The sequence below is a fragment of the Pantoea sp. K16 genome, assembly GCF_048452805.1.
Classification (GTDB): domain Bacteria; phylum Pseudomonadota; class Gammaproteobacteria; order Enterobacterales; family Enterobacteriaceae; genus Pantoea; species Pantoea agglomerans.
Genome location: NZ_JBLWNV010000002.1, coordinates 134,622 through 153,766, shown reverse-complemented (window position 1 = coordinate 153,766; position 19,145 = coordinate 134,622). Strand labels below are relative to the sequence as shown.

The following is a 19,145-nucleotide window of genomic DNA, read 5'->3' as shown; positions in this document are numbered from 1 at the left end:
CCTCACTCGAACATGGGAGGATAGAGGCCATTACGTCCCGGCTGTGAACCTGCCGCCGGGTTAAACAGTAACGAAAACAGTTGCGCGGTGAGGTTGCCGCTGTGCTTGTGGGTCGCGTGGGCAAAACCATCACTGCGGTTACTCCACCAGTAGCTCATATGCTGCTGAGGGTCGAAACGTTCAGCCACTTCACGCCAGCTCAGCGTGCAGGGCAGATCCTGAAAACCGATCACATCCATGATTTCAGAGGGCTTCCTGGCCGGCACCAGCAGCGGTGGCAAAGCCTGTATCTGCTGCTCTAACTGCTCGCCGTTCAGCGGTGTCTGAACCGCCCGTAACAGTGTCGCGCCCAGATCCTGAAACCAGTCGCCGGAAATGGTCAGCTGAGCAGGATGCCACTGAGCCAGCGTGAAGCTGTGCAGGGCCAGCAGCGGCCAGGCGCGTCCGACGCGGTCACAGGAGGGCAGCAGACAGCCCATCTGTATCTGCGGCCGGGTCGCGGTAACCGGCAGCACAAAGTTCCACACCGGCGCATGGAGAAAGTCCGCGCTGTAGGAATACGCCTGCTGATGCCAGTGCATTAATCCCTGCTGGAACCAGTGATTCCACGGGCTAATCTGTTGCTCGCTCAGTCGATGGTGCAGAAAGTCACCGGTCGACGGCAGCTTGCCATACCAGCCGGGGGCCGTGTAAGCAGCCATGTTCACCTCACCATTACTCGCTATGCGAGTTTGATTGCGGGGCCGGGTGCCGCGGCGCTACCGCCAGCATGCCGCCCGCCTGGTCCGCAATTTTCAGATTCTCTGCAAGCTTGCGCATCATCAGTGCATTATCACGTGCATAAGGCGACGACTGAATCTGCTGATCCAGCAGCTGGCTCAGGTGCCAGTCAAGCTGCTGCAGGTCACGGGCGCTTACCGTATCGGGCAGTGAGCGCTGTAAATTTTGCAGCAGCCAGGCCCGTAAAAATTCGCCATCATAATTACGCGGTTGATAGAGCATCTGATAGGCGCGCAGCGCATTGCGGCTGTAGGCGTTATCATCACCCGGGTCGTTGCGCAGGATATTCGTGATCTGCTGCGCCACACGCGGCAGCAACAAAGACTTAAGCGCATTTTGATAAAGCACCCAGGCGGCATCGCTAATCTGATTACCCCGGTATAAGCCCGCCCGCATAGTAAGCGGCGGATTATCGAGGGAAAAGCGCGCCGAGAGCGGCAACTTCACCAGGTTATTCAGAAAGGGTAGCAGATCAAAAATATTATCAGCAGGCTGATGAATCACCTGCTGACTTTGCTCACGGATAAGTGGTACCCGTGCGGCAACCTGCTGCAGATACTGTTGATTCTGGTAGTAACTGATGCCCCACAGGCTGGAGGCGATCAGCAGGGCGCCTGCCAGCACGCCGTAGCCAATCCAGTGGAACAGCTGATTACGGTACTCCCAACGGCGATTACTGCCGGCCAGGCCGCTCTCTTTGAATATCAGATCGCTGAGCAGGTCACGAATAAAGAAGCTCTGGCCTTTGTTGCCGGGAATCGGACTGTTGCGATTAACGCTGTCCCAGGCCGCGATCGAGTGATCGCCCGCCTGACGCAACTGCAGTTTGCGGCTCAGTTCACCCATTACGCGATCAAACGGCAGGCCTTCCTGCGTTCCGCTGGTGAAGAAGAGGCCGCGCGGGCTCCAGGCGACCGCATCCTGATGGTCAGAAAAAACGATATCCAGATATTCGTTCAGCAGTGGACGCAGCGAGGCGAACTCCTGCGGGAAGAGGAAGCACTCAGCGCGCTCGTTCAGGTCGCGCTCATGGGTCATCTGCTCCGCCAGTTGTTGCTGGAGCTGCTGTTCCAGCCGCTGAAACTGCTGGCCAAAATGGCGATGCCAGTCATCTTTGTGCGGCTTGCCCAGCTCCCAGTTGAACGTGAAGCCCCAGATAGCATCACGCCGCGCTTTATCAATCGAGCCGAAGTAGCTCATAAAGCCTTTCAGCAGATCGGTTTTGGTGACCATCACATAAACCGGGAAGTGAATACCGGTCTGCTGATGCAGTTCTGCCATGCGCTCTCGCAGCGCGCTGGCCTGGGCGAAACGCGCTTCGGCTGAATCACTCAGCAGATCGGCGACGCTGATGGTCATGATCACACCGTTAATCGGCTGGCGGGTGCGATAGCGTTTCAGCAGATTGATAAAACTGTGCCATTCCGCGGCATCTCGCACGCGCTGGCTCTCCTGCAACGCATAACGACCGGCGGTATCAATCAGCACCGCGCTGTCAGTAAACCACCAGTCACAGTTGCGGGTGCCCCCGACGCCGCGAACCGCATTTTTGCCCAGCGTATCGGTCAGCGGGAAATCGAGGCCGGCATTAAACAGTGCGGTGGTTTTACCAGCGCCGGGCGCACCCATGACCAGGTACCAGGGCAGCTGATAGAGATAATTAGCGTTAAAGCGTGAGAGCAGGTTCCCGCTGTGACGACGGCCAAACTGAGTGCGTTTCAGCTGCATCGCAGCTTCGCTGAAGCGCTGGTTGAGCCGCTCTTCGGTCATCTGACGTTCCGCCGGGTCGTCGTTGCCCGACAGCTGAAGCTGGGTCAGTAAGCGGCTGTTGAACCAGGCACGATAGAGCGACGGGATCAGCTGGAACAGGATCCAGAGAAAATAGAGGGCGCTCACGGTGAGCTGGCGAGGCAGCACGGGTTCCAGTGGGCGCGATTCGCCCCATGACCAGAACGGTCCCAGCATCCAGACCAGACAGCTCAGCGCCGTGACGCCAATAAAGCTCCACAGCAGGCGATGCGTTAGCAGCAGGCGAAGGGAGGCGCGCATTATTGTGCTCCTTGATGATTACTGAGCGTTTCAGGCGCGGCAAACAGGGTGATTTCAACGCGGCGGTTGCGGGTCCGGTTTTCGCTGCTGTCGTTGGGCAGCAGCGGATCGCTGTCGCCGCGGCCTTCAGAGCGAACCGTATGACCGTCAGCCAGTTGCAGTTGTAACAACTGGGTGATGGCGCGGGCGCGGGCAAATGAGAACTCATAGCTGGAGGCAAAGCGGCTGTTATCCACCGGATGATCATCGGTAAACACCGACACCAGAATGGTCCCTTTGACATCTTTCATCGCGGTTGAGACGCGGGCCAGCAGGGCGCGCCCCACCGGATTGATCACCGTGCCCTGTTCGGCGAACAGTTTGTCTGCGGGGATGATCACTTTGCTGCCAAAGGCACCATCGCTGACCTCGAGCTGCCCGGCTGCAATCACATCATTCAGGCGCTGACGCAGATCGAGCAGCGCCTGCGGGGAAGAGGGACGACGGCCCGCGGTAATCTGCGGCAGCGGCGTCTGATAGATGGTACGCAGCAGCGGTTCGGCGGCATTGCCGAGACGCCAGTTCAGGCCGCTGTAGATCAGGCAGCCGACCAGCGCGATCAGCATGGCACAGGCCCAGAGCGGCACCATCGGACGGGCGAGGGTGCTCACCAGCGGATGCACTTCAACCAGTGGCGGTTGCGCTGTCTGGCGCTGGGCACGCGTTTCGTCAATAAGGGTTTTCAGGCGTTTACGGATACCATCGCACTGGGCGCGACCATTTTCACTGCCGCGATAGCGGCCTTCATAGCCCAGCAGCAGACAGTATTGCACCACTTCCAGCAGCCAGAGGTGTTGTTGCGGACTTTGTGAAATGCGCGACAGCAGTTGAAAGAATTTTTCGCCGCCCCAGCTTTCATTATGGAAGGTCACCAGCATGCCGTTGCCAGACCAGACGCCGCGCGTGCCCCAGGGGGTTTGCGCCGCCGCTTCATCGAGCGCGCTGCAGATGCAGTAACGCGCGCCGATAATCATCTCAAACGGCAGCCCTGCCTGTTTACAGCGTTGTTCAAACTGGCGGATTTCATCGATCAGAGACTGGCGCAGACCCGCAGGGTCATCGTGGGTGGCTGCCTGACGAATTTGCACCACCGCGTTCAGCAGTGGCGCCGCAGCCTGAAGTAAGAGATTCTCATTGCCTGAGGGGGTCGCCTCACGCGCAGGGGATTCCACAGTCATTAATTCGTGATCTTCCAGCCAATGGCAAATCCCTGTACCCGCAGCCCGGGACGGTTCTGCGGGCAATATGCGCCGGATTTCATATTCAGTCTAAGATCCAGGTCGCGGTATCGTTAGTCCGGCAGGCTTTGCTGGCGCCGCCGACGGCCACACAGACCTGTTTCGTTTTGCGGGGACGGGGACGATCGCTCTGCACGGTGGCATCGTAACGGCTGCTCTCTACACCCGCTTTTAACGGCACATAACCGATCAGCGGGCCGTCAGCCTGGTCAGCAATCGCCAGCCAGCTGTGTTCCACATTACCTAATACTTCGAACGGTTTACCCGTTTCGAGATAGCGAACCACTTTGCCGCCGTAATCAGGCGAGGTCATGACGGATGCGCCATAAAGCGCCCGCCAGGTCTGATTGACCGGCTCAAATTCAGTCGGTGCCGCGACAGCGTGTCGATGGACCAGTTTGACGCCGTTAATTTCGCTGGTGACCAGCGTATCGTCAGTGACGGGCGGCGGCGGGGCCTTACAGCCTGCCAGGGTAAGAACCGCCAGCAGCGTTAACGCAAGACTCTTTTTCACCATGTTCCTCGTGATCTCATCAAAGTATCTGCATATTGCCAGGCCCGATGCCATGGGGCGATCTTTATCGCGCCGCATCGTGCCGAAATTCTGTTTTTAAAAAAAGGGTCAGATTACATCGGGATAGTAACGCATTCAGTTTACCTAAGACTTTTGAGAATTCAAACCATTGCACCCGCTGCTGATGCGTGATAGCAGGCGCTTTACGGGCGGGTTTCGGTATAAGAAAAGCGCCAGGTAATGTGATAGTTAAAGCGAACTGAATTATCGCAGAGACAAACTGGTTGAGAACAGTGCCGCGCATTCTGACATGCAATGAATCCGATTGGAAACTATTAAGATTTACTAATAACTTGTTGCCGAAAAAATTTATCAGTTTGCGTTAAGAAACTTATCAAAATCAGATTTTACGCCCCTGCTCAGACCCTCTTTTTTCAGGAAAGCGGCACGCCTTTTGCTTCTGAAAGGTTTTAACCGCACTGAGGTGAGCAATGAGGGACGCCCTGACCTGGCTGCAGGCATCACGCGCGAGCGATATCGCCAGCCTGCAACGTCTTCTGGAAACCGGCGAGCTGATGGCTGCCGTCAGTGAACTGGTCCATCGGTTGCAGCGGGAACGTGGCGCAAACAATCTCTGGATCTGCTCTGACGGAGCGCTGTTCAGCGCCGAACGTCATGCCCGCCAGCAGGAGGTCAGCGCCGGCCTGGAGCATTTTTATCAGGCGCTGCCGGCCGCCATAGCGCAGCCCGGCTACAGCCGCTTCTGCAACCTGATTGCCGCTGCCCTGCAGGCGCTGGCCGGACTGCCTGCGCTGCGCCAGCAAATCAGCCAGCGTGAGCTTGATCAGGCCGCGGCGATGGCCGCCTTTAACCAGGTTATCCGTACTTTACTCAATCTGGTGTTTGAGGCGGCCGACACCGCCAGCTATCCCGGCATCTCCCGTGCACTGATCGCCCTGTTCAGTTTTATGCAGGGCAAAGAACTGGCCGGGCAGGAGCGGGCCATCGGCTCAGCCGGCTTTGCGGCGCGTCAGTTCACCCCCGACCAGCGCAGCCAGATGGTCGCCCTGATTGCGGCACAGGAGCAGAGCTTTATCACCTTCCGGGAGTTTGCTGACAGCGCCGCGTGTGAATCCTGGCAGCCGCTGGCTCAGGCCAGCCGCGACATCGAACGCCTTCGTCGCATCGCCTGCACCGGCGGCCGTTGTGATGAGACCGGCGCGCTGCACTGGTTTTCCCTGCTCTCTGAGCGGCTGGATCAGATGAAAATGCTGGAGGATGCCCTGACGGCGACATTGATGCAGCGCTGCCGGGCTGCCATTGATCAGGCACAACAGCAGGCGGCAGGAACAGTGGTGCAGGGCGACAGCAATTTTTCGCTTTACGTCTCCGGGGCGGACTGGCTGCCTGGCGCGGCGGCGCTCGACAGCGACGGTCTGGCCCCGCAGCTGGGGCGCTCGGTGCTATCGCTGATTGGCGAACAGTCGCAGCGTTTGCAGCAGCAGGCGGATGAACTGGCGGCGATGCGCGCCTCACTGGACGAGCGGCGCGTGATCGATCAGGCCAAACACTGGCTGATGCAGCAGCAGGGTTTCACAGAAGAGGCCGCCTGGCAGGCATTACGCAAAAGTGCGATGAATCAGAATAAGCGGGTACTGGAGATCGCGCAGGCGGTACTGGCGGTAGCGAAGACCCTGAGCAACTAACCCGGATGAGGTAGCTGCACAACCTTTGTGCGTGATCTGCGTCAGAAATGTGCAAAAACGGTTAATTTTTCAACAGTGCGTCACCGCAGATCGGCATTAAGGCTGTTTCGGCGATCTGGCACATCCTTTGCTTAATCCCTATAGAGAGTACGCATTGCTCCCGCCAATGGCGGTGGGGTCAGTGCTTTGGATAAAGGCGTCCATCCGCAGGCTTCGGCTTGTCGGAGGACGCCTTTTTTTATTTCTGTTCAGGGGCAACAAGATGAGCAAAACGCCATTTTCACTGACACGACGTCAGGCGCTGATCTCCGGCGCCGCGCTGGGTGCGGCCTGGATCGTTCCGGGATTACGAAATGCGGTCTGGGCAGCGGGATCAGATGCGCCAGAAAAAGCGCAGGTGCGGGTCGGCTTTATCCCGCTCACTGACTGCGCGCCGGTGGTGATGGCCTCTGTGAAAGGCTTCGACAAAAAGTATGGTCTCACATTGCAGGTCAGCAAAGAGGCGAGCTGGGCGGCGGTGCGCGACAAACTGACCTCCGGTGAGCTGGATGCGGCGCATGTGCTCTACGGCATGATCTACGCCCTGCAACTGGGCGTAGCGGGTCCGCAGCACGACATGGCGAACCTGATGACGCTCAACCATAACGGCCAGGCGATCACCCTGTCGAACCAGCTGAAAGCCAGTGGGGTCACCGATGCGGCCAGCCTGAAAAAGGCCATTGATGGCAGCGCCAAAGGCAGCTTTACCTTCGCCCATACCTTTCCGACCAGCACCCATGCCATGTGGCTCTATTACTGGCTCGCCAATGCGGGCATCCACCCGTTTGATGACGTGCGCACCGTGGTCGTGCCGCCGCCGCAGATGGTGATGAACATGAAAATTGGCAACATGAGCGGCTTCTGCGTTGGTGAGCCGTGGAACCAGCGCGCCATCAGCGACAACATCGGTTTTACCGCCGCCACCAGCCAGCAGATCTGGCCGGAGCATCCGGAAAAAGTGCTCGGCACCCGCGCAGAGTGGGTGAAAGAGAACCCCAACACGGCCCGTGCACTCACCGCCGCTGTGCTGGAGGCCGCGCGCTGGATTGATGCCTCGGACGACAACCGCCGTGAAACCGCGCAGGTGTTAGCCGGCCGCGCCTGGATCAATACCAAAGTGGAGACGTTACAGGGTCGGATGCTCGGTCAGTATCAGAACGGCCTGGGGCAGTCGTGGCAGGACGCTCACCCGATGCGCTTCTTTGACAACGGCAACGTCAGTTTTCCCTGGCTCTCAGACGGCATGTGGTTCCTGACCCAGATGAAACGCTGGGGCCTGCTTGCCAGCGATCCCGACTACCTCGCGGTGGCGCGCCAGATCAACCGCATCGACATCTACAAACAGGCCGCCAGCGCAGTCGGACAGGTTGCACTGCCCGCCAGTGAAATGCGCAGCAGTACCTTCATCGACGGCAAGGTCTGGGATGGCAGTGATCCTGCCGCCTATGCCGCCAGTTTCGCTATCAAACGTTAAGAGAGGTTGCTATGAAAACTGACGCGCGCGCCCTGGCGCAGCCGGTGCAGAGTCACAACAGTGCCACCGTTATTCCGTTACAGGTCACCCCGAAAGCCGCAGCCCGTCCGGCGCGTCTGCGTCCGCTGTTGCAGCGCGCCATTCCCGCCACCGGTGGCCTGTTATTAATGCTGCTGGTGTGGCAGATCGCGGCGCTGTCGCAACCGGGTTTCCCTTCGCCTTACGCCACCTGGCAGGCCGCTCAGGTCCTGTTCGCTGACCCGTTCTACAGCAACGGCCCCAACGATCAGGGCATCGGCTGGAACGTGCTGGCGTCGCTGCAACGCGTCGGCATTGGATTCGGCCTGGCCGCGCTGGTCGGCATTCCGGCGGGCTTTTTAATCGGTCGCTTTAGCTTTATGGCGCAGATGTTCAATCCCGTCATCGCCCTGCTGCGGCCGGTGAGTCCGCTGGCCTGGCTGCCGATTGGCCTGCTGCTGTTTCAGCGCGCCGAGCCTGCCGCCAGCTGGACCATTTTTATCTGTTCGATCTGGCCAATGATCATTAACACCGCCGAAGGGGTACAGCGTATTCCGCAGGATTACCTCAACGTGGCGCGGGTGTTACAGCTTTCTGAGTGGACGGTGATGCGCCGGATCCTGCTGCCCGCCGTGCTGCCCGCGGTGCTGACCGGGGTCCGTCTCTCTATCGGCATCGCCTGGCTGGTGATCGTCGCCGCCGAAATGCTGACCGGCGGACTGGGCATCGGCTTCTGGATCTGGAATGAGTGGAACAACCTCAACGTGGAAAATATTCTGGTCGCCATTCTGGTCATCGGCGTAATCGGGCTGCTGCTGGAACAGGGGCTGATGCTGCTGGTCCGTCGTTTTAGCTGGGATAAATAAGGAGAGCACGGTGCAACAGATCATTCGCGTCCAGCAGGTCAGCCAGCGTTTTGCCACCGCCAGCGGCGAGTTTCTGGCGCTGGACAATGTCAGTTTTGATATTCACGAAGGGGAAACCCTGAGCCTGATCGGCCACTCCGGCTGCGGCAAATCGACGCTGCTGAACCTGATTGCCGGTTTAACCCGGCCCAGCAGCGGCGTGCTGCTGTGTGATAACCGCGAAATCACTGGCCCCGGTCCGGAGCGCGCGGTGGTGTTTCAGAACCATTCGCTGCTGCCGTGGCTGACGGCATTTCAGAATGTCGAGCTGGCGGTGCAACAGGTGTTTAAAGGGCGCTTCAGCAAAGCGGAGATGCGTGACTGGATCGAGCACAACCTTAACCGGGTGCAGATGAGCCATGCCATGCACAAGCGGCCCGGCGAAATATCCGGCGGTATGAAGCAACGCGTCGGTATTGCGCGGGCGCTGGCGATGAAGCCACGCGTGCTGCTGCTGGATGAGCCGTTTGGCGCGCTGGACGCCTTAACCCGCGCTCATCTGCAGGACAGCGTGATGCGCATTCAGCAGGAGCTGAACACCACCATCGTGCTGATTACCCATGACGTGGATGAAGCCGTGCTGCTGTCAGACCGGGTGCTGATGATGACTAACGGCCCGGCGGCGCAGGTTGGCGAGATCCTCACTGTCGATCTGCCACGTCCGCGTTCACGGGTGGCGCTGGCGGATGAGCCGCGCTACCACCAGTTGCGACAGAAAGTGCTGCATTTCCTCTATGAAAAACAGACCACTGCGGCGTAAGGAACAGACCATGAAGCAACGGTTGCTGGTGATAGGTAATGGCATGGCGGGAATGCAGATGGTGGAGAGCCTGCTGCAACGTGCACCGCAGCGCTTCGCCATCACGGTCATTGGCCGCGAGCCGCACGGCAATTACAACCGTGTGCTGCTCTCGCCGGTGCTGGCGGGTGAAACGCCGTTCAGTGAAACGCTGATCCACGATCGCGACTGGTATGAGCGGCACGGCGTCACGCTGCTATCCGGCGAAACCGTGCTGCAGGTCGATCTGGCGGCACGTACAGTGCAGACCGATTATCGCCAGCTGGGCTGGGATCGGCTGGTGTTTGCCACCGGTTCACAGCCCCGTTTGCCCGCCATTCCCGGCATCAACGCGGATTGCGTACTGGGTTTTCGCAGTATCGCCGACGTCCGGCAACTCCTGGCGTGCCAGGGACCGGTGGTGGTGTTGGGCGGTGGTTTTCTCGGCATTGAAGCGGCGGCGGCACTCTGTGTCCGTGGGCGTGAGGTTACGCTGGTTCATCACAAACCCTGGCTGCTGGATCGCCAGCTGGATGCAAAGGCGGGCGAGCTGTTGCTGACGGCACTCCAGCAGCGCGGTATCCGCTGCGTGCTGAACAGCGGACTCACGGCGATTGACGAGGCGGGTGTGACGCTGACCAGCGGGCGTCACTGCGCCGCCACGCAGGTGGTGATTGCCATCGGCGTTCAGCCAGAGATAACGCTGGCGCAGGCGGCGGGTCTGCCGTGTCAGCGCGGCATTCTGGTCGATGGGCAGTTACGCACAGCGGTCCCGTCGGTGTACGCCGTAGGCGAGTGCTGCGAAATTGCCGGCGAAAGCTTTGGCCTGGTCGCACCCTGCCTGACGCAGGCGCAGATTCTGGCCGCACAGCTGGCGGGGTCGCCACTGGCGGACTTTGTCAGCCAGCCGCAGGCGACGCGGCTCAAAGTCAGTGGCATTTCGCTGTTCAGCGCCGGGGATGTCAGTGAGGCACCCTCCATCAGCAGTTTTGATCCGATCTCCGGCGACTACCGCCGTCTGTTTCTTCGTCAGGGCCGCCTCTGTGGCGTATTGCTCTCTGGCGACACCCGGCAGGGTCCCGCGCTGCTGGCGCGTCTGCTGCACACCGAAGCTGTCACGCTCGAAGCCCTGTTCGATTCCCGTCAACCTGAACCGCAGCCGCAGGCTGCAGAGAGTCCTGAGATGAGTAAACCGGTATTAGCCGTGGTGGGTCACGGCATGGTCAGTCACCACTTTCTTGAACAGCTGGTTGCCCGCGAACTGCATCAGCACTACCACATCGTGGTTTACGGCGAGGAGCGTCAGCAGGCTTACGATCGGGTGCATCTGTCGGACTATTTCAACGGCAAAACGGCCGACGATCTGTCGCTGGTCAGCGCGGACTTTTTTACCCTGCACGGCATCGAACTGCGCAGCGGCTGCGCAGTCGTAGCGATCGATCGTCAGCAGCGCAGTCTGCGTGACAGCGCGGGCAATGAGCTGGCGTGGGATAAGCTGGTGCTGGCCACCGGCTCGCGTGCTTTTGTACCGCCGGTACCGGGCCACGACGACGAACGCTGCTTTGTCTACCGCACGCTGGACGACCTTGATGCCATTGCCGCCTGCGCCCGCAATAGCCAGCGCGGCATTGTGATTGGCGGCGGCCTGCTGGGTCTGGAGGCGGCAAATGCGCTGCGGCAGCTCGGGCTGGAAACGCATGTGGTGGAGTTTGCGCCACGCCTGATGGCAGTGCAGCTCGATGAGGGCGGTGCGCTGATGCTGCGCCAGAAGATCGATGCGCTGGGCGTCACGGTTCACACCTCAAAACAGACCGAACTGATTGAGCGTCAGACCAACGGTAGCGTGGTGCTGCGCTTTGCTGACGGCAGCAGTTTACACGGCGATCTGGTGCTGTTCTCCGCCGGTATCCGGCCGCGCGATGAGCTGGCACGTGAAGCGGGCCTGACGCTGGGACCGCGCGGCGGCATTGAGATCAACGATCGCTGCCAGACCAGCGATGAAGAGGTGTTTGCCATTGGTGAATGCGCACTGTGGAACGGTCAGATCTTTGGTCTGGTCGCGCCAGGCTATCAGATGGCACGCGTGCTGGCCGGGCATCTGGCGGCTGAATCCACCGCCTTCAGCGGCGCGGACATGAGTACCAGACTGAAACTGCTGGGGGTGGAGGTGGCGTCGTTTGGTGACGCGCATGGCCGCACGCCGGGCAGTCAGCACTATCACTGGACCGACGGGCCAAAAGGCATCTACAAGAAAATCGTGGTTTCTGCCGACAGCACCCGGCTGCTGGGCGGCGTGCTGGTCGGTGACAGCAGCGACTACGCCACGCTGCTGCAGATGATGCTCAATGAGTTACCGCTGCCTGCCGCGCCAGAAAGCCTTATCCTGCCTGCGCTGTCGGGGGCGCCGAAAGCGCCAGGCGTCGCGGCGTTGCCTGACAGCGCCCAGGTCTGCTCCTGTCACAACGTCAGCAAGGGCGAAATCTGCGCGGCGGTGAAAGGCGGATGCGGTGAGATGAGCAGCATCAAAAGCTGCACCAAAGCGGCTACGGGCTGCGGCGGCTGTGCGGCACTGGTAAAACAGGTGATGGAGTTTGAGCTGGAAAACCTCGGTGTCGAGGTAAAAAAAGATATCTGTGAACATTTCAGCTATTCGCGCCAGGAACTTTATCACCTGGTGCGGGCCGGTGAGTTCAGAACCTTTGATGCGCTGCTGACGTCACATGGTCGGGGGCAGGGTTGTGAAGTGTGCAAACCGCTGGTGGCGTCACTGCTCGCCTCATGCTGGAACGACTATCTGCTAAAACCGACGCATCTGCCGTTGCAGGACACCAACGACCGCTATTTCGCCAATATCCAGAAAGATGGCACCTATTCGGTGGTGCCGCGCGTCCCGGCGGGCGAAATCACGCCGCAGGGGTTGATCGCGATTGGCGAGGTGGCGGCGCGTTACGATCTTTACACCAAAATCACCGGCGGTCAGCGTATCGACCTGTTTGGCGCGCGGCTCGATCAACTGCCTGATATCTGGCAGACGCTACTGGCGGCGGGTTTTGAAACCGGTCACGCCTACGGCAAGTCGCTGCGCACTGTGAAGTCCTGTGTGGGGTCGACCTGGTGCCGCTACGGCGTGCAGGATTCAACCGCTTTCGCCATTGCGCTGGAGAACCGCTACAAGGGGCTGCGCGCCCCACACAAGATCAAGATGGCGGTATCGGGCTGTACCCGCGAATGTGCGGAAGCGCAGAGCAAAGATATCGGGGTGATCGCCACGGAAAAGGGCTGGAATCTCTATGTGTGTGGCAATGGCGGCATGAAGCCGCGCCACGCCGACCTGTTCGCCAGCGATCTCGATGATGCCACGCTGCTGCGTTATGTCGACCGCCTGCTGATGTTCTATATCCGCACCGCAGACAGGCTGCAGCGCACCAGCGTCTGGATGGACAATCTGGAAGGCGGCCTGGACTATCTGCGTCAGGTGGTGATTGAGGATAGCCTCGGTCTGGGCGAGACGCTGGAGCAGGAGATGCAGCGGGTGGTGGACGCGTATCAGTGCGAGTGGCAGACCACGCTGGCGGATCCTTCACGACTTGCGCTGTTTACCCCTACGGTCAACAGCGATCGCCCGGATGAGACGCTGCACTACAGCCGGGTGCGCGGTCAGCGTCAGCCGGAGGCCGTTACCGATCGTCCGCTGTTACCGCCGCCAGCCGAGCCGTGGAGCGCGGTGTGTACACTGGAGGCGATTCCTCAGCAGGCGGGGATCGGGGCGCGACTGGGTAGCGAACGTGTTGCGCTGTTCCGCTTTGGCGATGCGCTTTTTGCGCTGGAAGACCGCGAACCCGGCAGCGACGCCAGCGTGCTCTCACGTGGGATCCTTGGCGATGTGGGCGGCGAGCCGGTGGTGATCTCCCCGCTCTATAAGCAGCGGATACGGTTGCGTGACGGACAGAGCCTGGATAACCCGCAGCATCAGCTGCGCTGCTGGCCGGTGAAGTTGGAAGCGGGTCAGATCTGGCTGGCAAATCGTCCGCTGGATCAGCTGGCGCAGGCATCATGAACAGTACCTGTCCCTATTGCGGCGTCGGCTGTGGCGTCTGCGTCACCCCGCAGGGGGCGCATCAGGCAACCGTGATCGGCGATCCGCACCATCCCGCGAATGCAGGTCGGTTGTGCGTAAAAGGCGCAGCGCTGGGCCAGACCCTGACGCCGCAAGGGCGTTTGCTGAACGCCGAGGTTAACGGGCAGCGCGTCAGCCTGGACGCTGCGCTGGATGCGGCGGCGGCGGGATTGCGGGCGGTTATCGATCAGTATGGCCCGCAGGCGGTGGCGTTTTACGGCTCCGGCCAGCTGTTGACCGAGGATTACTACGTCGCCAATAAGCTGATGAAGGGCTACATCGGTGCAGCCAACATCGATACGAATTCGCGGCTCTGCATGGCGTCGGCGGTGGTCGGTTATAAGCGGGCGCTGGGGGCCGATGCGGTGCCCTGCTGCTATGAGGATCTGGAGCAGGCCGACCTGGTGCTGCTGGTGGGGTCTAATGCTGCCTGGGCGCATCCGGTGGTGTGGCAGCGGCTGATGCAGGCGAAGCTGCAACGTCCGGCGATGTGTATTGTCGTTATCGATCCGCGGCGTACGGCGAGTTGCGATCAGGCCGATCTCCACCTGCCGTTGCGGCCCGGCAGCGATACGGCGTTGTTTTCCGGTCTGCTGCACTGGCTGGCGCAGCAGGATGGCATTGATGCCAGCATGTTGCCGCACCTGAATGGTGTGGACGAGACGCTGACCGCCGCAGCGCAGTGGGGTGTGGCGCGAGTGGCAGAGGCATGTGACTTAACCGTGCAGCAGGTCGCGCACTTTTTCCAGCTTTTCAGCCAGCACGATCGGGTGCTGACGCTATGGTGCATGGGGATTAATCAGTCCGCCACCGGCAGCGACAATAACCAGGCGATTCTTAATCTGCATCTGCTGACGGGCAAAATAGGCCGCGCGGGCTGTGGTCCTTTTTCGCTGACCGGACAGCCAAATGCCATGGGCGGACGGGAGGTGGGTGGCCTGGCGAATCAGCTGGCGGCGCATATGAATTTTACTGAAGCGGATTGCGAACGGGTGCAGCGTTTCTGGCGCAGTCCGGCCATTGCCCGGGAACCGGGACTGACTGCACTGGATCTTTTCCGGGCACTGGCGGATGGCACGGTGAAAGCAGTGTGGATTATGGGCACCAATCCGGCGGTGTCGATGCCTGAGGGCAACCGCGTCGCGCAGGCGCTGGCGGCCTGTCCGCTGGTGATTGTATCAGATGTGATGGCGCAGACCGATACCAGCGCCTTTGCCAATATTCTGCTGCCCGCCCAGGGGTGGGGCGAGAAAAACGGCACGGTGACCAATTCCGAGCGGCGTATTTCACGTCAGCGCGCTTTTGCCGCCGCACCCGGTGACGCCCGGCCTGACTGGTGGTTGCTGTCGCAGGTGGCCAGGCGTTTAGGGTTTGATGAAGGCTTTAACTGGCAGCATCCGGCAGAGATTTTCCGTGAGCATGCGGCGTTGTCAGGTTTCGAGAACCGGGGCGCCAGGGCATTTGATATCAGCGGCCTGGCGCAATTGAGTAATGCTGACTGGGATGCGCTGCGTCCGGTGCAGTGGCCGGTTAACGCGGCCTGTCCGCAGGGCTGCGCCCGGCTGTTTGGCAATCGTCGGTTTTTTCATCCGGATGGTAAGGCCCGGTTGCGGGTGCCGGCCACGCCGGTTGTCGCCCCGCGCGAACCGGCGTATCCGTTGTTGATGAATACCGGACGGGTGCGCGATCAGTGGCACACCATGACGCGTACCGGGCTGGTGCCGCGTCTGATGCAGCATTGCGATGAACCGTTTGTCGCGCTGCATCCGGCGGATGCGGCAACGTATGGCGTGACGGCGGGCGGACTGGCGCGGGTGCAGTCTGTTCAGGGCTGGATTAGCGTGCGGGTGCGTGTCGATGCCGGGATGCGGCGCGGCGAGCTGTTTGTGCCGATGCACTGGAACCGGCAGTTCAGTCAGCAGAGTCACGTCGATTTACTGGTGGCCGCCCGCGCCTGTCCGTTTTCGGGGCAGCCCGCGCTGAAGCAGACGTCGGTGCGGATTCTGCCGTTGAGGGTGAGCTGGCAGGGCTGGCTATGGCAGCGCGAGATAGCGCAGCCCACAGGGTTGCGTTACTGGGCGCGTACCCCCTATCCGGCGGTGCAGCGTTATGCGGTGGCGGGCGAGGGCTCGCCGCAGGTCTGGCTGGACGGGCAGGTTGTTCTTTCAGGCTGTCACAGGCAGGTTGCGACCGGCAGCGGCAATGATTACCGGTTGCTGGCATGGCGTGACGGCGAGTTGCAGCTGGCGTTTTATGCCGGCTCCGTGTTGCCGTCGATTGATAGTGCGTGGGTCGCCGAGGCCTTTAGTCATGCGCCGCAGGATGCGGCAGGGCGGCACAGTGTACTGGCAGGACAGCCCGCGCAGGGCGCGGCCACGGGACGGATTATTTGCAGTTGTATGGCGGTGGGTGAGCAGACGATTTTACAGGCGGTGGCGCAGGGGTGTCGTACAACTCAGGCGTTGGGCGAAAAGCTAAAGTGCGGCACGCAGTGCGGCTCCTGTATTCCGGAGCTGAAGCAGTTGTTGCTGTCCGAAGTGATGTCGGAGGAATGATGACACGAGCAATTGATTCTCTGGATAAGTTACTGGCCCCGGTGGATGCCGTGTCGCAACAGGGCGCGGTGTGGCTGGTGGGTGCGGGCCCTGGCGATGTGGAACTGCTGACCGTTAAGGCGTTGCGGTTGCTGCAGCGTGCTGAGGTGGTGGTATATGACCGGCTGGTGAGTGACGCGGTGATGGCGGAGGTGCCGGAGCAGGCGTTGTGTATTGATGTGGGTAAGCAGCCGGGGCAGCATGGTCTGAAGCAGGCGCAGATTAATCAGTTGCTGGTGGAACTGGCGCGCAGTGGACGCAATGTAATCCGGCTGAAGGGGGGCGATCCGTTTGTTTTTGGTCGCGGAGGCGAGGAGATGGTGAGCGTGCAGCAGGCCGGGATTCGCTGTGAGGTCGTGCCAGGGATTACGGCGGCTGTGGGCTGTGCGGCAGCCAGCGGAATTCCGTTGACGCATCGGGATTGCGCGCAGTCTTTGCGGTTGATTACCGGGCATGGGCGGAACGGCGAGCCGCAGCTGGAGGCGGCTGCGCTGACGGCGGTGAATCAGACGCTGGTGTTTTATATGGGGTTGAGCTGGAGTGCGTCGATCAGTGCGCAGTTGCAGGCGCAGGGACGTGATGCGGAGACGCCGGTGGCGATTATTGAGAATGGGACCCGGCCCGATCAGCGGGTGTTGATTACCACGCTGGGGGGATTAGCGGAGACGGTGGCGCGGGATAAGCCGGTGTCTCCGTCGTTGCTGATGGTGGGTGAAGTGGTGCGGTTTTATCGGGCGGATTTGCAGGTGCGGGGTGGGGAGACGGTGAGCCGGTGCGTCGTGCAGGAAAGACCTGCCTGATCGCAAAGGGATCCCGCATCCCTGCGGACTGAGCTCGCCATCCCTGGCTCGCACACTTTGCTCTTCAGGCAGGGCTTACCTGCACTGTTGGCATTGGTGCGGGGTTTTGCGGGATCAGGTCTGGATTGAGTGGGCGTATGTCTTGGTGGTAAGGCCGGAACGGTGCGGCAAGACGGTGCGGCGTGCAGGAAAGGCCTGCCTGATCGCAAAGGGATCACGCATCCCTGCAGACTGGGCTCGCCATCCCTGGCTCGCACACTTTGCTCTTCAGGCAGGCCCTTCCTGCCCGGCTGGCGGCGGTGCGGTTTTTTTTGGGATCAGATCTGGATTGAGTGCGGTTGATGAGAGTGGAAGTGCCCGAGCAGGACGAAAAGAGCAGTCCAGTGTGGGAAGGCAGGTGAGGGTTGGTAAGACGGTGCGTCGTGCAGGAAAGGCCTGCCTGATCGCAAAGGGATCCCGCATCCCTGCGGACTGGGCTCGCCATCCCTGGCTCGCACACTTTGCTCTTCAGGCAGGCCTTACCTGCACGATTAGCGATAGTGCGTGCTTACAGTGGAGGCACCATCGTGCAGGTGCACTGTATAAAAGACGATGGAGCTTTAGCTGGCTTTAAAGCTCCTCCCACACAGGCAGGTTGTGAACCTTTTTTCGATATGCGTGAAACAGTGCCATTGTCGTACCGAAGAACAGACCTGCGATCAGATTGGGTATCAGCGAATAGTTGTCGTCAGACACGCCCGGAAGAGAAGGCAATAAGAGCAGCAGTGGCATCATAAGCGTGTACATGCTGGCAAACACCACAAGATTGAGCCAGAAAGGAGTGAAACTCGGGGGTGGAAGATGGATATTCATTTTCCATAACAAACGATGTAATGGCGGAGAAGAGTTACTCGGCCATATTTTCTTCGCTGCCATCAGGGCTAAAGCCCGCGCTTTCCTGCGCTCGAAAATCTCGTTTTTCATCGTTTTATCATCCGTTACATCCCTGCTTAGCATTCGCTCTGGAGCGTAACTTAATCCTGTGGCTGTCTGATGACAGCGAGTGGCTGAATCGATGTTGTTTCAACAAGCATTACATCGCCCGCTTCAGCGGCAGCGGGGCCACCAGCACTTTCACGCCTAGCGCTTCAAACGCTTTGACCTGCGCAGTGCTGATGCCGCTGTCGGTGATCAGGTAGTGAATATTGCTCCAGTCACAGGGCAGCGCGAACATCGAAACCTTGTCGATTTTGCTGGAGTCAGCGACCACGTAAACCGTGCTGGCGGATTTGATCATCGCCAGCTTTACCTTGATGTCGGTTTCACTGGGGAAGCTCAGGCCCAGACGCGGTGAGATGCAGGCGGTCGCCAGGAAGAGTTTACCGGCCAGCACGTTTTCGAAGAAGCTGGCCGCCTTTTCGCCGGAGGTAGAGAGCGTCGGAAATTTAAAGGTACCGCCGGTCAGCAGGATGTTGATCCCCGGCTCGCCGCCCAGTTTCAGGGCGATATTCACCGCGGTTGTCACGACCGACAGGCGGCGGATGTGGCTGATGGCATCGGTGATCGCGGTGGTCGTGGTGCCGGAATCGAAAATCACCGTGTCGCCATTTTCGATATGCTGCGCCGCCAGTCGGCCAATCGCCTCTTTCTCTTCCAGATGTGTCTGCCGCTCCAGCAGCATCGCCCCGGTATTCTGTTTGCCCGTCATCAGCGTCGCGCCACCATGGTAGCGCTGCACAAAACCCTGTTTTTGCAGCATGCGAAGGTCGCTGCGTAAGGTGGCTTCGGTCAGTCCAAAGGTCTCCGTCAAAGCTTTAACCGTGACCGTGCCATCCTCACGGATCATCTCCAGAATTTTCTCGCGGCGTTGCTGCATGTCAGCGAACTGCTCACTTTTGCTTTTCAATCGAAATGCTCCCTTTTCCAATAACCTGAGAAGTCGGGCGAACAAGGTCTTTGTGGCTGAGTTTAACGCGCCATTTTTATGAATGCGAGATAGCCTGATCTGCCTTTGGTTTTCGAACGAAAATATAAAATGTGCAGGTTATTGAATCTCTCACGCTTTCCGGATTGCAACCAGCTGCCTTTATTTCGGGACTGGAAGCCAGATCACGT

Annotated in this window: 13 protein-coding genes; 7 read left to right on the top strand and 6 right to left on the bottom strand. The window is 60.0% G+C overall.

The features are described 5' to 3' along the window. Nucleotides 1-2: 2 nt before the first annotated feature. The 4 genes from tagF to ACK13D_RS03410 form a co-directional block, all read right to left on the bottom strand. On the bottom strand, nt 3-701 hold the full coding sequence (gene tagF, locus ACK13D_RS03425) for a type VI secretion system-associated protein TagF (protein WP_010245828.1): 699 nt from the start codon (nt 699-701) through the stop codon (nt 3-5). Between the two features lie 13 nt (nt 702-714). Then, nucleotides 715-2,829 carry a type VI secretion system membrane subunit TssM gene (gene tssM, locus ACK13D_RS03420; RefSeq protein ID WP_033771588.1) on the bottom strand — a complete coding sequence of 705 codons (2,115 nt, stop codon included), beginning with the start codon at nt 2,827-2,829 and terminating at the stop codon, nt 715-717. After that, nucleotides 2,829-4,046 carry a type IVB secretion system protein IcmH/DotU gene (icmH, locus tag ACK13D_RS03415; RefSeq protein ID WP_191921214.1) on the bottom strand — a complete coding sequence of 406 codons (1,218 nt, stop codon included), beginning with the start codon at nt 4,044-4,046 and terminating at the stop codon, nt 2,829-2,831. The genes tssM and icmH overlap by 1 nt, the downstream gene beginning before the upstream one ends. An 85-nt stretch (nt 4,047-4,131) precedes the next feature. Continuing rightward, nucleotides 4,132-4,623 carry a hypothetical protein gene (locus ACK13D_RS03410; protein WP_010245819.1) on the bottom strand — a complete coding sequence of 164 codons (492 nt, stop codon included), beginning with the start codon at nt 4,621-4,623 and terminating at the stop codon, nt 4,132-4,134. A 488-nt stretch (nt 4,624-5,111) separates the two neighbouring features. On the opposite strand from ACK13D_RS03410, the gene ACK13D_RS03405 reads away from it, so the two are divergent. The 7 genes from ACK13D_RS03405 (at nt 5,112) to cobA (ending at nt 17,051) form a co-directional block, all read left to right on the top strand. Continuing rightward, on the top strand, nt 5,112-6,326 hold the full coding sequence (locus tag ACK13D_RS03405; RefSeq protein WP_010245817.1) for a nitrate regulatory protein: 1,215 nt from the start codon (nt 5,112-5,114) through the stop codon (nt 6,324-6,326). 262 nt (nt 6,327-6,588) lie between these two features. Then, nucleotides 6,589-7,839, top strand: a complete 1,251-nt coding sequence (locus ACK13D_RS03400) for a CmpA/NrtA family ABC transporter substrate-binding protein (RefSeq protein ID WP_010245814.1) — start codon at nt 6,589-6,591, stop codon at nt 7,837-7,839. An 11-nt stretch (nt 7,840-7,850) separates the two neighbouring features. After that, the gene (ntrB, locus tag ACK13D_RS03395) at nt 7,851-8,723 is read left to right on the top strand and encodes a nitrate ABC transporter permease (protein WP_010245811.1); all 873 of its coding nucleotides are present in this window, start codon (nt 7,851-7,853) and stop codon (nt 8,721-8,723) included. A gap of 10 nt (nt 8,724-8,733) precedes the next feature. Next, nucleotides 8,734-9,522, top strand: a complete 789-nt coding sequence (locus ACK13D_RS03390) for an ABC transporter ATP-binding protein (RefSeq protein WP_010245808.1) — start codon at nt 8,734-8,736, stop codon at nt 9,520-9,522. 10 nt (nt 9,523-9,532) lie between these two features. Continuing rightward, nucleotides 9,533-13,597: a nitrite reductase large subunit NirB gene (nirB, locus tag ACK13D_RS03385; RefSeq protein ID WP_418795692.1), complete on the top strand. Its 4,065-nt coding sequence runs from the start codon at nt 9,533-9,535 to the stop codon at nt 13,595-13,597. Then, nucleotides 13,594-16,212, top strand: coding sequence for a nitrate reductase (locus tag ACK13D_RS03380; RefSeq protein WP_010245802.1), 2,619 nt, complete (start codon nt 13,594-13,596; stop codon nt 16,210-16,212). Before nirB ends, ACK13D_RS03380 begins: the two co-directional genes overlap by 4 nt. Then, nucleotides 16,212-17,051: a uroporphyrinogen-III C-methyltransferase gene (gene cobA, locus ACK13D_RS03375; protein WP_010670001.1), complete on the top strand. Its 840-nt coding sequence runs from the start codon at nt 16,212-16,214 to the stop codon at nt 17,049-17,051. The genes ACK13D_RS03380 and cobA overlap by 1 nt, the downstream gene beginning before the upstream one ends. A 609-nt stretch (nt 17,052-17,660) precedes the next feature. Here the strand turns inward: cobA and ACK13D_RS03370 are convergent. After that, entirely contained in the window at nt 17,661-18,014 is a 354-nt protein-coding gene (locus ACK13D_RS03370; protein ID WP_072171257.1) for a DUF6404 family protein, read from the bottom strand. Between the two features lie 109 nt (nt 18,015-18,123). Beyond that, nucleotides 18,124-18,936, bottom strand: coding sequence for a DeoR/GlpR family DNA-binding transcription regulator (locus tag ACK13D_RS03365; RefSeq protein WP_010245789.1), 813 nt, complete (start codon nt 18,934-18,936; stop codon nt 18,124-18,126). Nucleotides 18,937-19,145: the final 209 nt, after the last annotated feature.

Excerpts from the sequence above, each read along its gene's own strand:
- cobA (WP_010670001.1), top strand. The coding sequence starts at position 16,212 with ATGACACGAGCAATTGATTCTCTGGATAAGTTACTGGCCCCGGTGGAT.
- ACK13D_RS03370 (WP_072171257.1), bottom strand. The coding sequence starts at position 18,014 with ATGAAAAACGAGATTTTCGAGCGCAGGAAAGCGCGGGCTTTAGCCCTG.
- tagF (WP_010245828.1), bottom strand. The coding sequence starts at position 701 with ATGGCTGCTTACACGGCCCCCGGCTGGTATGGCAAGCTGCCGTCGACC.
- ACK13D_RS03410 (WP_010245819.1), bottom strand. The coding sequence starts at position 4,623 with ATGGTGAAAAAGAGTCTTGCGTTAACGCTGCTGGCGGTTCTTACCCTG.
- icmH (WP_191921214.1), bottom strand. The coding sequence starts at position 4,046 with ATGACTGTGGAATCCCCTGCGCGTGAGGCGACCCCCTCAGGCAATGAG.
- ACK13D_RS03405 (WP_010245817.1), top strand. The coding sequence starts at position 5,112 with ATGAGGGACGCCCTGACCTGGCTGCAGGCATCACGCGCGAGCGATATC.
- ACK13D_RS03400 (WP_010245814.1), top strand. The coding sequence starts at position 6,589 with ATGAGCAAAACGCCATTTTCACTGACACGACGTCAGGCGCTGATCTCC.
- tssM (WP_033771588.1), bottom strand. The coding sequence starts at position 2,829 with ATGCGCGCCTCCCTTCGCCTGCTGCTAACGCATCGCCTGCTGTGGAGC.
- ntrB (WP_010245811.1), top strand. The coding sequence starts at position 7,851 with ATGAAAACTGACGCGCGCGCCCTGGCGCAGCCGGTGCAGAGTCACAAC.
- nirB (WP_418795692.1), top strand. The coding sequence starts at position 9,533 with ATGAAGCAACGGTTGCTGGTGATAGGTAATGGCATGGCGGGAATGCAG.
- ACK13D_RS03380 (WP_010245802.1), top strand. The coding sequence starts at position 13,594 with ATGAACAGTACCTGTCCCTATTGCGGCGTCGGCTGTGGCGTCTGCGTC.